The 14093-nt window shown below is 39.1% G+C and carries 16 protein-coding genes; all 16 read right to left on the bottom strand.

What is annotated here, in order from left to right; all coding sequences use genetic code 11:
- Window positions 1-25 precede the first annotated feature (25 nt).
- The 16 genes from N7268_RS12515 to N7268_RS12440 are packed head-to-tail and all read right to left on the bottom strand — an operon-like array spanning window position 26 to window position 14091.
- A complete protein-coding gene (locus N7268_RS12515; RefSeq protein WP_260863158.1) occupies window positions 26-736 on the bottom strand; it encodes a lytic transglycosylase domain-containing protein in 711 nt (236 codons plus the stop codon).
- A gap of 14 nt (window positions 737-750) precedes the next feature.
- A complete protein-coding gene (locus tag N7268_RS12510) occupies window positions 751-1845 on the bottom strand; it encodes an EscU/YscU/HrcU family type III secretion system export apparatus switch protein (protein WP_260863157.1) in 1095 nt (364 codons plus the stop codon).
- 3 nt (window positions 1846-1848) lie between these two features.
- On the bottom strand, window positions 1849-2616 hold the full coding sequence (gene sctT / locus N7268_RS12505) for a type III secretion system export apparatus subunit SctT (RefSeq protein WP_260863156.1): 768 nt from the start codon (window positions 2614-2616) through the stop codon (window positions 1849-1851).
- Between the two features lie 9 nt (window positions 2617-2625).
- On the bottom strand, window positions 2626-2880 hold the full coding sequence (gene sctS / locus N7268_RS12500; protein WP_313958411.1) for a type III secretion system export apparatus subunit SctS: 255 nt from the start codon (window positions 2878-2880) through the stop codon (window positions 2626-2628).
- Between the two features lie 13 nt (window positions 2881-2893).
- On the bottom strand, window positions 2894-3577 hold the full coding sequence (locus tag N7268_RS12495) for an EscR/YscR/HrcR family type III secretion system export apparatus protein (RefSeq protein WP_260863155.1): 684 nt from the start codon (window positions 3575-3577) through the stop codon (window positions 2894-2896).
- A gap of 9 nt (window positions 3578-3586) precedes the next feature.
- A complete protein-coding gene (locus N7268_RS12490) occupies window positions 3587-4510 on the bottom strand; it encodes a FliM/FliN family flagellar motor switch protein (protein WP_260863154.1) in 924 nt (307 codons plus the stop codon).
- Window positions 4507-5688 carry a hypothetical protein gene (locus N7268_RS12485; RefSeq protein ID WP_260863153.1) on the bottom strand — a complete coding sequence of 394 codons (1182 nt, stop codon included), beginning with the start codon at window positions 5686-5688 and terminating at the stop codon, window positions 4507-4509. Before N7268_RS12485 ends, N7268_RS12490 begins: the two co-directional genes overlap by 4 nt.
- The gene (locus N7268_RS12480; RefSeq protein ID WP_260863152.1) at window positions 5673-6125 is read right to left on the bottom strand and encodes a hypothetical protein; all 453 of its coding nucleotides are present in this window, start codon (window positions 6123-6125) and stop codon (window positions 5673-5675) included. The genes N7268_RS12485 and N7268_RS12480 overlap by 16 nt, the downstream gene beginning before the upstream one ends.
- A complete protein-coding gene (sctN, locus tag N7268_RS12475; RefSeq protein ID WP_260863151.1) occupies window positions 6115-7416 on the bottom strand; it encodes a type III secretion system ATPase SctN in 1302 nt (433 codons plus the stop codon). Before sctN ends, N7268_RS12480 begins: the two co-directional genes overlap by 11 nt.
- Window positions 7416-7820 carry a hypothetical protein gene (locus tag N7268_RS12470; protein WP_260863150.1) on the bottom strand — a complete coding sequence of 135 codons (405 nt, stop codon included), beginning with the start codon at window positions 7818-7820 and terminating at the stop codon, window positions 7416-7418. The genes sctN and N7268_RS12470 overlap by 1 nt, the downstream gene beginning before the upstream one ends.
- An 11-nt stretch (window positions 7821-7831) precedes the next feature.
- Window positions 7832-9895, bottom strand: a complete 2064-nt coding sequence (locus N7268_RS12465; protein WP_260863149.1) for an EscV/YscV/HrcV family type III secretion system export apparatus protein — start codon at window positions 9893-9895, stop codon at window positions 7832-7834.
- A gap of 13 nt (window positions 9896-9908) precedes the next feature.
- Window positions 9909-10226 carry a hypothetical protein gene (locus N7268_RS12460; protein WP_260863148.1) on the bottom strand — a complete coding sequence of 106 codons (318 nt, stop codon included), beginning with the start codon at window positions 10224-10226 and terminating at the stop codon, window positions 9909-9911.
- Complete coding sequence (locus N7268_RS12455; RefSeq protein ID WP_260863147.1) at window positions 10219-11355, bottom strand: HrpJ domain-containing protein; 1137 nt, start codon at window positions 11353-11355, stop codon at window positions 10219-10221. Before N7268_RS12455 ends, N7268_RS12460 begins: the two co-directional genes overlap by 8 nt.
- Before the next feature lie 19 nt (window positions 11356-11374).
- Window positions 11375-13114 (bottom strand): type III secretion system outer membrane ring subunit SctC, encoded by a 1740-nt coding sequence (sctC, locus tag N7268_RS12450; protein ID WP_260863146.1) that lies wholly within the window; start codon window positions 13112-13114, stop codon window positions 11375-11377.
- Window positions 13095-13355, bottom strand: a complete 261-nt coding sequence (locus N7268_RS12445; protein ID WP_260863145.1) for a hypothetical protein — start codon at window positions 13353-13355, stop codon at window positions 13095-13097. The genes sctC and N7268_RS12445 overlap by 20 nt, the downstream gene beginning before the upstream one ends.
- Window positions 13345-14091, bottom strand: a complete 747-nt coding sequence (locus N7268_RS12440) for an AraC family transcriptional regulator (RefSeq protein WP_260863144.1) — start codon at window positions 14089-14091, stop codon at window positions 13345-13347. The genes N7268_RS12445 and N7268_RS12440 overlap by 11 nt, the downstream gene beginning before the upstream one ends.
- Window positions 14092-14093 lie beyond the last annotated feature (2 nt).

Below are 14093 nucleotides of genomic sequence, written 5' to 3'. Positions count from 1 at the left end.
GAGCAAGATTAGCATTAAGTTTCATTTAGAACTTGCAAAAAATGCTCTTATCATATGAGGCATATTTGTCTTTATAACGACAGGTGACATCATGGATGTAGCGTTGTGTTGCCGAAAATGGCGGTACTTTATTGTTATAACGCGCAACATTTCCAATCCCTGCATGATAAGCTGCCAACATTAATTCAATGTTATTATTGTATCTGATAGCCAATTCAGAAAGGTGCTTAACCCCCAGGCGAATATTTATTTCCGGTTCGAGTAAATGTCTTTTTTTTAAGTCTAGTCTTGCATTTTCAGCCAGTTCTTTTGCCGTAGCTGGCATCAATTGCATAAGTCCTAGTGCGCCACGTGATGATACTGCATTTGGATTATATCCTGATTCAACAGCAATAATAGCCTTAACCAGCTTTGGATCTACGTTATAGCGGTAAGAGATTGCACGTATTAAATAATTAGTTTCTGAGTGTTCTTTTAATTTATTCCAGGTCGAAGCAGAGTTCCACCTTTTTTTATACAGTTCTGTATAAGGGTTAATACCTATCTTCACCTTGTGCTGAATGTTTATTGGAAGATCAGATATGGGTGAGCATACAGTATAATGCTGGCTTATCTTTATTACTGATATTCGCTTAATTCCGCCTGGGTCCAGATAACAATACGACTGCGCCCATACACTCAGAGTTATAGTATAAATACATACTAATAAAATAAAATTCCCTTTCCCTTTATTCATGTCATTATCCCTCTTTAATCTTTTATTGTTGAATACAGTGAATCATTATCCTCACTATTACGAGCTAAATCTGGCTCTTGTTTTCCTGCATTTTCAACCTGTTCCAACCAGGTAATAATTTGCATTATAGATACCAAGTGATTATATTCTACCAACTTAAATGGCTCAGCATCTTTATAAATAGCTCGCGCTAATGGAATGTTACGTAGCACAGGAATATTATGTTTTTCTGCATATGCAATCACAGCAATGGCCCTGGCATTTTTCTCAACAAGAGAAACAAATGGTGTATCCATAAAACCACTATGGTAGTAGATACCTATAGCTATATGTGTTGGATTCGCAAGAATGAATTTCGATTCACGAATGTCTGATTTCATTTGTTCAGATAATAATTCCTGGTGTATTTGTTTGCGCTTACCTTTTATTTCTGGGTTGCCTTCACTATTTTTATACTCTTGTTTAATCTCTTGTTTAGTCATCATCAATTCTTTTATATATAAGAAGAAATCTGCCAAGGCATCAAAAGCGATGACAACTAAAATAGGAATCAGCATGTAAATAACAAGTGGTGGCAGTAGACTCCGCCAGGTTACGATATAGTGCTCCAGATCACCATAGGGCAAAGAAAAAATTCTCTGATGATATTTTATAACAAAAATACCTATTCCGCATATTGACATAAGTAAAAACAAAATAGACTTAATGCTGTCTTTTAATGATCGAAGACTAAATATCTTTTTGAATCCTGATATCGGATTAATGCTGGAAAAATCCAAGCGAATGGCTTCTGATGCAAGATGAAAACGCGTCTGGATCATTGTTAGGATTATGGCAAAAAAAATAGAAACACCGACAATTGAAGCAATGATCCTCAATGCAGTGATACAAACCATTTTGGTATATTGTTCTATAGACAGATTTACAAATCCTGTACTAAATATATCAAAATAAAAATTAAGATCACTAGCAGCTAATGTTGCATAAACAAAACCAGAGATACCAAGCAGCGATAAAAATCCAATAAAGTCACGACTAATAAAAATCTGACCTTTTTTAGCTGAGTCCTGTTTCTTTTTATCTGTAGGTAATTCTGTTTTTTCTTCCATAGATTATACATCCGCCCCTGGTAAAAAATGTAGCAATTTCATATCCAATAATTTAGGGGTCAGCACTGATGTCATATAAATAAGCAATACAAAAAAAGCAATAACACTTTTAATCGATAGAGCCACTGAAAATGCATTCAACTGTGGAGCAAAACGTGATAAAATGCCAATTGAAATTTCAATCAGAAAAAGTGAAACCACTACTGGTCCAACTAAAATAATTGCTGAAGACATCATTGCATTAAGCAATGTTATTGTTTTTAACATCAGAGTCCAATTAAAAACAAATATTTCGTTCAAAGGGAAAATAGCATAAGTTGCATAAAGTGCCTTCGCAATGGTTGCCATACCATCATTTATTACGAATATGGCGGCAAAATAAAAATTCATGAAAGTACCCATCACTGATGTATCAACGCCAATACCTGGATTCATCGTACTGCTAATCGTTGCTCCACGCTGATTGTCAATGATCTCACCGATTGCAAGTACGATCCAAAAGGGTATAGCAAAACAAAACCCACAGATCAGACCGATAATAATTTCTTTCAATACAACCATCACGAAAGGTATATCTATAATATCAGCATACTGCCCTGTCAGAAGTGGCATAAACCCTATAACAATAAAAATTATAATTACATTTTTTACTATCATGCCACCAAGTATTTGGCTATTTAAGTATGGTAGAAGCAGGAATATTGGAAGTAACCTGGCCATTCCACAAATAGCCACCATGACAATAAAATTAAAATCCGTGAAGTAATTCATAAATAATGCCTAGTGTGCACTAAAAGCCATACTGAGTACTTCAACAGCATAGTGTCGCATTGTAGAAATAAACCAAGGGGCAGTAACGAACAGACAGCAACAAACGGCTAAAAGTTTCACACCAAATGGGAGTGTTTGCTCCTGTATGTGCGTAACTGCCTGGATTAATGCAACAAGAAGCCCAACGCCTGTTGCTACCAGGACTGGTAGTGCTGATAATAGCAAGATCAGATATAGTCCTTTGTTACTGATATAAAAGATCATATCCATATATGATCTACCCTTTCCACAAACTTGAATATTGCATTACCATGCCTGTTGCTACTTTTGACCAACCATCTATAGAGACAAAAAGTATTAATTTAATAGGCAATGATATTGTAACTGGACTCATCATCATCATCCCTAGTGCCAGTAGGATATTAGATACTACCAGGTCTACAACGATAAAAGGTAGATATATGTAAAACCCAAGAATGAAAGCATCTTTGATTTCACTCAACGCATAGGATACCAGCAGTGAAAATATTGATGTATTTTCAGCTGTCATTTTCTCAGGCCCTTTTCTATCATTTCCTGAGACCTTAATCTGCTGGGTATATATGTCATCAAAGAACTTTAGCAATGATTTATCTGAAAATTTAAAAAGATAGCGCTTATAATCCCCGAGACCTTCATCGACAAAACGCTGTACGGACTCAACACGATGGAAATCTACACCTTCAGTCACAGAGTATTCATATACTTTCGTCGCAATGGGAAACATAACAAACGAAGCCAGCAAGAGTGCAAGTGAGTTCAATGTCAGTGTTGAGGGTACCTGCTGCAAACCAATTGCATTTTTAATTAATGAAAAAACAATCGAAAATTTAATGAAACACGTACCACCCGCAATTAAAAAAGGCAATAGTGTTGCAAAACTGAGCAGACTGATTAAAGAAATATCATTTGTTCCCCACATGATATTATCTCACACAGTTCCATATATGTTATGTATTTCTACAGCTAATCTATCATCGACACGGACCAATTCACCTGCAGCGATGACTTTTTTCCCGACACGAAGATTAACATTGACTGTGCCACCGACCTTTTGCAGAGGTAAGTGCTCATCCACTTTAATACTTTGTAGTTCGGCCAAAGTCATGATTCGTTCTTCAAGGAAGAATTCCACCTTTAATTCCAAGTTGTCCATTGTTAGACAATTTTTCTCTACAAGAGATATACTGTCGTCTGTTGTGCTTGCATCATATTCTTCCATCGAATCAACAATCATATTTCCCTCGTCTATTTTAAACCCCATGGTGATTGCATTTGCTATTGTGGCTTTACAAGTTTGTACCTCCAGTATGAATAAATCACCACAGCATAGTTCAGCAATGTCAGGATAGTGAATTAAGGTATAACCTAAACAGATCTTCATTTGTAATATCAAATGTGACCAATTTGCTTCGTTGACTATTTTTGGCAAAATTGGAACGGTAATATCCGCAAGCTCAGCCCATATAAACCCTTTCGAAGGATCCATTGAGACTAACGGGTAAGCGATCTGAGTAGCATTCCGCACCCCTTGTACATCAAAAAGTTCTACAGGCTTCTGCGATACTGGCATCAATAGATCATGACAAGCGAAATAACGTTTGGCCAAACCTGTAAGCAAATACTTATCTACCAGCTCTACGGGTAACGTTTCGGCCGCCGGTGAGCAGTGATGTAGGAGTTTGTCCACATCACAATACAAATTAACTACTTGCTCGCTTAGCGTTGCTGTAATATGAATAAATTCCTTTTGCGAAGGCGATATTAGAGTCTGATAACATTTTCCCGTAGCATTAGCATATCTTTTCAGTAATGTCAGGTGCCTGTTAACTTCGCGCAGTGCAAGGAAGTTCATTTTTCGCTTTCCTCTTCTTCACTATGCTGGCCTGAGTGATTACTGTGCTCACGTCCCTGCTCCTGAGATATGGCTATGTCGATTCGGATACCAGAAACACCATCACTATTTTGTTGCTTTACTAATGCACTGCGCACCGTTTCATCGGACGGTAATATGTTGACGTTAGTTCCCATTGAGAGGGCATCAGGAAAAATCAATTTGGCTGTGTGATTAGCATTATCAGTCCAACTTTTAAAATGCCAGGTCATTTCAGCCCGTGAATTGTCACGTAAGTTCGTAGTGCCTTCAGTGTGTACTCTATCAGCCACTAGCGAATTATTTTTATCCTTGATTTTTCCCCTGTCAGCACTTCTCTCATCACCACTTATTGCTTGCACTACTCTTTGAGGCATCGGTGGCTCACGATGTGTTATTAATACCTGCCCGAGCGCAACGACTTCCTTTGTCTGACTAAAAGTATCCAGTTCAAGCTGTTCGTTGCCCTCACTTTTTGGTAAAACACCGCTGTCCAGCAGCGTTAAACCTCCGCTGTCTGACACAACGCCGTTTACTTTTGGATGTGTTATTGGAGGCGATGTTATATCTGTTATTTTTTTTATATAGCGCATTCTCAGAGCATTGTCTGCAGAGTTTCCAGCTAAGGGAGGTGTCCTCTGTGGCCCCGAGATAAGAGTGTTCGCGCGATGCTTATCCACACCCCGTTTCCCCTGAACGGCCTCCGGATAATCTCTTTGTTCTGTAGTAGAACGCCCTTCTCCTGGTCTCTTACTTGCACCTACAGTCGCTGCGTGAGCAACGATTTCCGTTGCAGCAAGTTTCTCTTTGCTCACCGTCATGACTCTATGGAAATCTCGCTCATCTAAAACAGGACGCGCTGTATTAGTCCATTCCATCGAGCCTTTTACCGAACTATGTTGCGAATTGCTCACTTCAGAGATAATCCCTTGCCCACCTCTGGAATCCAACACGAGATTAGTGGGTTTCACATAGTGTGGTTGGTATAACGACACGAGTCCGACGCCCTGCCCGTCAGTAATGTCGCTGCTTTCCTGGAGACATTTTCTTTTTTTTAGCCAAATGCCACGACGCTCTTCAATTGACAATACTGGCTGATCATCATGAATAGATAATATTTGATGTTGGGAAACAGGTTTGATGATCATTGAGTTACCCATGTGACACATTCTTCAACCGCATGTTCATCCTTTTGGAGTTGATTCCTGATCCGCATTTTTTTCGTGCGTTCAGATATCCATTCCCATTTCTTTTTTTTCTTTTCATAATGCAAGCGTATACGTATAAAATCATCACGTTTATCTATGAGTAAGTCTACCGAATCTTTTATTTCCTGGATCTTAAGTTGTAATTCATCATGCCGCACTAAGATAAGTGCCTCTTTACGTTTTAGTGTAAATATATCTCGCTGTATTACAGCTTTACCCAATATCTCTTCCCACAGAGCACTGAGGTCTTGTTGCATAACTTTTTCTTGCTCATGCATATTTTTCAATTGGGTCTGTGAATCCATCAACGCCTTTTCACATCCGGAAATTTTCGCAATGGCGCGACTGCAGTGCTCATCGTAAAAACGTACCAAATGCTTAGATCGCATATAACATTTCCAGCGTATCAGCGTAATCGCTGCGATCATGCATCGCCTGCTTCACAAACTTATCAATTGCAGGCCGCTTATTAATGACTTCATCCGTTTCTCTATTTTCACCTGGCGTATATTCACCCAGATCAAGCATGAGCTGGAGCTCTTCAAGACGCGCAATATATTCACGGATTTTTGCGGCCTGGTTAAGCTGCTTTGAATCACAAATAGAGGAGACAACCCGACTGGCGCTACGCAGAACGTCTATCGCGGGGAAATGTCCTTTTCCACCCAACTTCCGGGAAAGATAGATATGCCCATCGAGGATAGAGCGAATTTCATCACCTATTGGATCGACATCCTCTTCCTCTTCAAGTAACACGGTATAAAATGCCGTAATACTCCCCTTGAGCGTAGCCCCACTTCTCTCAAGAATACGCGGTAGTTCTTCAAATACAGATGCCGGGTAGCCCCGGCGTGCAGGCATCTCACCAGCAGACAGCGCTACATCGCGCAATGCGCGCGCATAACGCGTCATAGAGTCCACCATTAGAACTACTGACATACCATTATCGCGGAAATATTCGGCAATCGTCGTCGCAATCAGTGCAGCATTGCGACGTTCGACCGCTGGCCTATCCGACGTCGAATAGACAACAATAGTATTACAACGTTTTTCATGAGGAAGTCCCTCATCCAGGAATTCAGTGACTTCACGGCCACGTTCCCCCACCAATCCAATAACATAAACATCCGCCATAGAATGGTTGATGATCATCGACATCAAAGAAGTTTTACCTGCGCCGGCACCTGCAAAAATTCCGATACGCTGACCTATACCACATGTTAGCAGGCTATCAATCGCTCTAATCCCTGTCTGAAATATTTCATGAATAGGTCTGCGTTCACTAAAATCAGGCGGAAAACTTGCGATGGGACGAGTTGTGGAGAAGACCGTATCGGTTTTCGGGTGCTCACCAAAACGTTGACGTACATTGCCCTGACAATCAATGACGCTACCAAGCAATGATTCACTCAGAGGAATGGAAAAGGTGCTGCCAGTCGGGACAATAAGATCCGACGTAGAAATCCCCCCGGACGAACCAAGTAGGCTGAGTGTCGCCCCTTCTGTGCCGAGACCGATAGTCTCGGCTTGAGCGATAGGTGTACTTGATTGCAGAGATCGATAAAGAAAACAACGCTCACCAACGAAAGAGAGTTTTAATGGCGCTGTTATAATTGAACCAGCCACCGTAGATATTTTTGCATTGCATGTAAAAAAATCGTGAATGGCCAAATCGTCCATTATTTTAGTACCTTATAAAACCTTTGCATCAATTCAAAGAAACTCTCCAGCGCCATACCAAACTTCTCACCATTTTCCATATATTCAGGATTCAAAATAGCACGCAATTCGTACCATTCATCCCCAGCAACCAAATGGAGTTGTGCATTAGCCGCCCACTCATATTCCGCAACCAATGGCTCAATGATTTGCGGAGCACACTGAATTAATAAGTTTGGATTTACGGGCACAAGTTGAGTCCACATAACCACATTCTCATCAATAAATGAGATCAACAGTGTTGGAGAGGACTCAAATGTCAATTCGATTGTTGAATGGTGGTCAATATCGGAGATGATAGCAGGATCGCATCCCAAATAATCTAAAGCTTCTTTTAGAATTTTGACTAACTCAATCTGATACATAAATTTTTCCTTTACAGTGTTTTAATAACGTTGATTTTTACAGATTCAGAAATTTCACCAAATGACAGCACCTCCAGTTCCGGGAACTGAACATCCAGCAGCCGCTTAGCATAGCGACGGATATCGACAGCAGTTAAAACAACGATTTCTTTTAACGGATAATTAATAGACTGGATTCCGTGATTAAAGACATTCATAACATATTCATTGTCTTCTGGATCAAGATTAATAAATGATCCTGTTGAAGTGTTACGAATACCTTTGCGAATACGATTTTCGGTTTCCGGAGAAAGAAGGAGTACAGACAGATGGTTGTTTACCGAAAACTTATCTGAAATATAACGAGCCAATGCACCACGTACATGCTCAACAAGCAGTATGGTATCACGCTCTTTGCCGGCCCATAATGCTAAAGCTTCAAGTACAACCTTCATGTTTCGGACAGAAATTTTCTCTTTCAACAACCGCTGAAACACCTCTGCTACACGTTGTACCGTGGCATGGCGATATGTTTCTTTTAGAAGCTCTGGATAGAGACTTTCCATCTTATCGAGAATATTTTTAGTTTCCTGAATACCAAAAAACTCTGCTATATTTTGCGAAACAATTGACTGCACACTTAGACTTAACTCATTTTCCGCTGAACGAGTCATCAGATTTAGTGCCTGCAATTTGGGTAAATCTTCATTTTTGATCCACTGGCTTTGGATACCTGCTGTTGTGAATACTTTTGTATCGACATCCATCAACTCTATAGCATTATCCCATTGCAAGATTTTGCTGTAACCAAAAGCTATATTAAACTCACTAGCCTGGACCTCGTTAATCAGAAGTTTAACGCTATCAACGCACTCTCCCACAATAGCGTTTACTCTTACATCCGGCAACTCTATGCCAAAATTAATATAAAAATCGCGCTTAAGAGTCCCGGATAGAGATTTGGCCTTTTTATCATCAAAAATAACTTCAGGAACCAGAATTAATATTGGCAAGGTTTCAGGTACTATATTGCTCAGATCAGTATATTCTCCATCACCGGGGTCCTCCTCACTTAAATTTCGTGAGAATGGGGTCATAAAAGAAGAATTACTACCTGAAGATTTTTGGTCTAATTTACGCTTGTATGCACGATACCCATATAGTCCAAAAAAAAGCATGGATAATATAAAAAAGACCATCAGCGGGAAACCCGGTAGCATTCCCATTAACAATGTGATGGCTCCGGTAACAAGTAAAACAAAATCTCGGCTAAATATCTGCTCAATAATATTGTTACCGAGATTTTTACCATCCTCACTAACCCTGGTAATAACAAATCCTGTGCCAATAGAGATCAATAAAGCAGGGATCTGCGCTACCAATGCATCTCCAATAGTCAAGATGGTATAGATATCCGTTGCATGGGAGAAAGACATACCTAAACGTCCCATGCCAATGGAGATCCCTCCCAGAAAGTTGACAAATATGATGACGATACCAGCAATCGCATCACCTTTAATAAACTTCATCGTGCCATCTAATGCTCCAAAGAGTTGACTCTCTTTTTCCAGCATTGAACGTCGTTGTTGTGCAACTTCGGGAGCTATAGTGCCTGCACGCAGATCGGCATCAATACTCATCTGCTTACCAGGCATAGCATCAAGAGAAAATCGAGCGCAAACTTCAGCAACACGTTCAGAACCTTTAGTAATAACAATAAATTGAAACAGTGTGATAATAGAAAAAATAATCAAGCCAACAATAATATCTCCAGCAATAACAAAATTACCAAACGTATTTATAATATGCCCTGCGTCAGCTTGTATTAAAATCATTCTACTGGTACTTATTGATAACGCTAACCGGAACAGTGTTGTAATAAGCAGTACAGAGGGTAGAGCTGAAAACTCGAGTACCTTCTGAATGTAAAATGTACCAATAAATAGCAGTATCGAAATACTAATGTTAATCGCCAACAAAATATCGATTAGCCATGTTGGTAATGGAATAATGAGCATGGCAAGTATTACGACCATCAAAACAACGAGAAACAGTTCCGGTCGTTGTGATAATTTATTAAAAATGTTCGCAAACATAATAATCCTTGCGTTACTGATATGCCTGGCTGCGGTTGACTACCGAATACGCACAATTAATAATGGTTCCAAAATCCATATTATCTGCAAGTAGACAATAATGAACCTTTCTTCCACATAAAAGGTATTGCTCATTAGTCCACATGTCTTCCTGCTGCCGTTGAATAAAATCATAAAATCTATCAGGAGAAACCAGCGTTTCGACCAGGATTATAAACATGCTATGCGCCAGGCTCACTCGCAGATTTAAGCCACAGCACTCAAGCTGCAATTCCCCACCCTGCTTTAATTTCTCCAACTGTTGCTTGAATGCGGCATCACTATCATTCATAGCGTATACACTCTCTTGTGGATGCTGTAAAACCAGTCATAATGATACTGAGTTCAAGGTCAACTGCATTTTTAATGGCAGCACAATCCTGAGTTGCGTTTGAAAAAAGAAAAAGAGGAAGTGTACGAACCAGGCCTTGTACGACATGCAAAAAATTCACTTTATCTTCTTCATTGTTATACTTCATGCAGCGTTGTATAAAATCTGCGGTGATATTCCCGCACTCACTTGTGTTGCTGACTAAAGAAATAAAATAATCCAGAACCATTGACTTCGAAATTTTCCACGTTGAATTTAACATACCAATATGTTGAATCCCACGCATAAATGAGATATCGGCGGATTTTATCACGCTAAGGATAAATGATGTGTCCAGAAGCGCTCCAAACTCCTGATATGTACAGGACGGGTCATATGAGTTAATATCACAATGGAGTGACCTGACAATATACTCTAGTGCCAGATGGTATTTATCAACTCCTACTTTTTCGATCAAAGATTTATATATATCGATAGGTTCCCACTCTTCGGAGATGAAATCTAGATATATTTTCCGCATCATTTCAGCATCAAGATTCAACATACTACCGTAGACATCAACTTGATGTTGAATATTTAACCCAGTTTTTATTTTTCTTTTTTCTGGTCCAGACAACAATAAGCTATAGGTATCTTCCAGGAGCGTAAGAGATACATCCATTAACTCATTTTCAGCAGAGTTGTTTCTGATTTTCTTTTTGTTCTGAATGAATGACTGTAATAATAAAGCAACATCAACGGGGTTATTATACATTTGCGATATAATGAACAATAATTGCTTTGGTGTCATGCCTGAGTCTTTTGCATAACTTATAATTTTTGTAATATGTTCTGGTTTTTTTTCTTCCAGTATTCGTATATATTTTTTTTCCGCATCAGCTGAATTTGACTGTGCCTTGTCAGCACGCCGGTTCTGTAACATAGTGCTTAACAACATAGACAAATCATCTGCCATGGCCAGAGCTACAGAATTCGTTGAATAATTTGATTTTACCTCAGCATTATCTTGCATTCTGGCTAAATCATCGACGAGTTCAGTTATACCTGATGTCATGCCAGTTTGTGATAGCGACGAAATATTTATGAGCATTATGCGTTACCTGATTCTGCTAATTTCCAGATTGATTGCCAGGATTTATAATTTTATATTTAGCATCAAAATGATTAATTGCGTTCCATCCATCGTTTATATATTTATTAAGATCACTATTTTCAGTGCTGAAATCTTTCAAGACTCTAGGTTGGATTAAAAAAATACGTACGGTCTTACTGACTGTGTTCGTAGTATTTTTAAAGAGATTACCAACATAAGGAAGATCACCTAGTAGTGGAATTTTTGAAACACTAAACTGAACCTGATCGCGGGTATAACCGCCAATCATTAAACTTTGCCCTTCCATTACTCGTGCTAACGTGCTTATCGTTGTATTGCCTACTACAGGTAAATTATCAACAACTTCGGCCTTGCCGTCTTCTGAAACGCTGGTGCTACCATCCATGATCTCAAGTGTCATTTCAGTAATTTTATTATCATCAGAAATCATCGGAGTGACACTTATCGTCGTGCCATAAGTCACCGTTTGCAAATCAACATTGTTTTCACCTGCCAGCCGAACGTAAAAATTCTTAGTATTATCAAACAGCGATGGCATATTCTCCTGAGCTAAGAGGAAAGGACGTGATACAATATTTGCTTTATTATTTTTGCTTAATGCAGAAACCTCAGCGAGAAAAAAGTTCTGTTGCGTCGAACTAATAACACTTCCTGTATTAAAAAGTGCACCAATCTCATCGCCTATCTTAAACTGCCCCCCCCAGTTTACCCCTATCGAATCGAGGTCATCCTTGCTAATATCCACAATCCATAATGACAGTTCAATTTGTTTACGTGGCACATCTAATGATGCAATCAAATCTTTAATCATATTGACCTGGGCACGTGTACCCTTCACCATTAAACTATTACGGCCGGTAAATGCCACAACTTTCATATTATTATTTAGTTCATCCATCTCATCCTGCTCAAAACGTGCGCTTTGTCCAAAGGATGGTACCTGACTCTCACTTTCGATATTACTTTCTACCGGCTTACGGGCTGATGAAATTTCTCTGGGATGGTTTGTATCCGACAATAATGTATTAATTGTTGTAGCAATTCCTGGTATTGCAATAGTACGGTCACGATATTTATAACTGCGATCGTCAACAAAAGCATGACGCAACTTGATCGTTTCTATCACCTGCTGCTGGAGATCATCATTCGGATTATCTTGCATTAGGCTGGTAATAGCGGTAATGATGTCTACATACTTTGGAGGGCCAGATACATACAGCGTATCAGCACTAAAATTCATTTTTAGTGGATAGCGGCTATCATATAAAGAATTTTGCTTTAAAAAACTTAGTAAGTCGCCGAAGTTACGTTTTGAAAACTGTACAACAGCAGTAGTAGCTTCTGAAGCCTCATAAATATAAAAGATTGAACCATCAAAATACCAGATCAACCCCAAATCAGCCGTTACGGCTGATAAAGTCTCAATTGGTTTAGTCAAATCAAAATTTCCCGTCACGAAATACTTTTTTGCTTTTGCGCTGGCAATAATGGGTTTTTGTATCTTTGACGAAAGAGCCTTAAAAAGATAATCAACGCCTTTATCTCGGGCAACAAAACTATTTTCAACGTGATCAGTAGATGCGTTTTCCGTCTCCGCTGCTGTTGTTAGCGACACCAACGTTGTCCCTGGACTGGAGGCATCACGTGCGTAGAGCAGGCTACTTTGACAACCACAAAAGATGGCAAGTCCGCCTAATATGCCAAATTTACATTTACTATATGCAAGCGAAAACATTTCTAACTTCATCCAAATAAGTATTTAATATCACATCGCTGTCCGATTCATATGTGAATAATCGAAGAACTACATTATTATTGTCTATAGCTATTGTGACGATTTTTAGTTGAATAAGCTTTGCCCATAACGCTGACAACGTGCTGTATTTTGTCAAGAAATCTGGGTCCTGTAGTGAGAAAAGCACAAGTTCAATAATTTCGGCACCGTCTGCTGTCGCGAGAGTTATATCATTTTCCATTCATTTTCCTGATTGCATAGGGCGAAATACCTAGTACCGATTTAAATGTTGAACAGACATGGGCTGAAGACGAATAACCGTTCTTGAGAGCTATTTCAGTAATACTTCTTTCACCATCAAGTATGTCTAATATAGTTTGCGCTAATCTCCAATCAGACATTTTAGATTTTGCAGATACACCAAGATATTTTTTTGTGATTTTCCTAAAATACGAATAGGATAAGCCATAAGTCTGGCATAGCGTATTTATTTTTTCGTTAGAACATCTGTTTTTAAAAAGATATCCTGTTAGAAAATATGACTCCTGCCTGCGTATGCATTCGAGTAATTCCAGGTAGCTATCTCGACCATTTCCCATCAAATAGCTGCAGATAAACCAATAGATAAGTTCATCATAAGAGCAAATATCTATGTTCAGAAGGAGCTCTTTATCTTTATTTCCGTCTGATAACTGCTGGCTTTCGTCTAAAAATGCCATTATTTCGCATAGCGGATGCATAGATAAGCAGACATGCTGCACATCGTCAGGGAATGATAGCAAAGCATGCCGTTCAGAAAAAATCAGTGACATAACGTTATCGTGGATACCTGTTACACAATAACGGGCTCCAGCATCAGTCACGACTTTAGCCATTTGTTGTTGCCGTTCTGTTGATGTTGCTTTGACAAGCAATATGCTTTCACCCGTTATCTCTACGGGTCTGGACTGTGTATGCCAGCTAAAAATTTTTCTCATCA

Origin of the sequence: Citrobacter sp. Marseille-Q6884 (assembly GCF_945906775.1) — a bacterium.
Lineage (GTDB): Bacteria > Pseudomonadota > Gammaproteobacteria > Enterobacterales > Enterobacteriaceae > Citrobacter.
Note: the sequence above shows the minus strand (reverse complement) of the source record. Positions and strands in the feature narration are given on the sequence as shown.

Bases quoted from the DNA above. Each gene is read 5' to 3' on its own strand.
- N7268_RS12495 (WP_260863155.1), bottom strand. From the start codon at position 3,577: ATGTGGGGAACAAATGATATTTCTTTAATCAGTCTGCTCAGTTTTGCA.
- N7268_RS12470 (WP_260863150.1), bottom strand. From the start codon at position 7,820: ATGTATCAGATTGAGTTAGTCAAAATTCTAAAAGAAGCTTTAGATTAT.
- sctC (WP_260863146.1), bottom strand. From the start codon at position 13,114: ATGTTTTCGCTTGCATATAGTAAATGTAAATTTGGCATATTAGGCGGA.
- N7268_RS12460 (WP_260863148.1), bottom strand. From the start codon at position 10,226: ATGAATGATAGTGATGCCGCATTCAAGCAACAGTTGGAGAAATTAAAG.
- N7268_RS12455 (WP_260863147.1), bottom strand. From the start codon at position 11,355: ATGCTCATAAATATTTCGTCGCTATCACAAACTGGCATGACATCAGGT.
- N7268_RS12440 (WP_260863144.1), bottom strand. From the start codon at position 14,091: ATGAGAAAAATTTTTAGCTGGCATACACAGTCCAGACCCGTAGAGATA.
- N7268_RS12480 (WP_260863152.1), bottom strand. From the start codon at position 6,125: ATGCGATCTAAGCATTTGGTACGTTTTTACGATGAGCACTGCAGTCGC.
- N7268_RS12465 (WP_260863149.1), bottom strand. From the start codon at position 9,895: ATGTTTGCGAACATTTTTAATAAATTATCACAACGACCGGAACTGTTT.
- N7268_RS12510 (WP_260863157.1), bottom strand. From the start codon at position 1,845: ATGGAAGAAAAAACAGAATTACCTACAGATAAAAAGAAACAGGACTCA.
- N7268_RS12445 (WP_260863145.1), bottom strand. From the start codon at position 13,355: ATGGAAAATGATATAACTCTCGCGACAGCAGACGGTGCCGAAATTATT.
- sctS (WP_313958411.1), bottom strand. From the start codon at position 2,880: ATGATCTTTTATATCAGTAACAAAGGACTATATCTGATCTTGCTATTA.
- sctT (WP_260863156.1), bottom strand. From the start codon at position 2,616: ATGAATTACTTCACGGATTTTAATTTTATTGTCATGGTGGCTATTTGT.
- N7268_RS12485 (WP_260863153.1), bottom strand. From the start codon at position 5,688: ATGGGTAACTCAATGATCATCAAACCTGTTTCCCAACATCAAATATTA.
- N7268_RS12515 (WP_260863158.1), bottom strand. From the start codon at position 736: ATGAATAAAGGGAAAGGGAATTTTATTTTATTAGTATGTATTTATACT.
- sctN (WP_260863151.1), bottom strand. From the start codon at position 7,416: ATGGACGATTTGGCCATTCACGATTTTTTTACATGCAATGCAAAAATA.
- N7268_RS12490 (WP_260863154.1), bottom strand. From the start codon at position 4,510: ATGAACTTCCTTGCACTGCGCGAAGTTAACAGGCACCTGACATTACTG.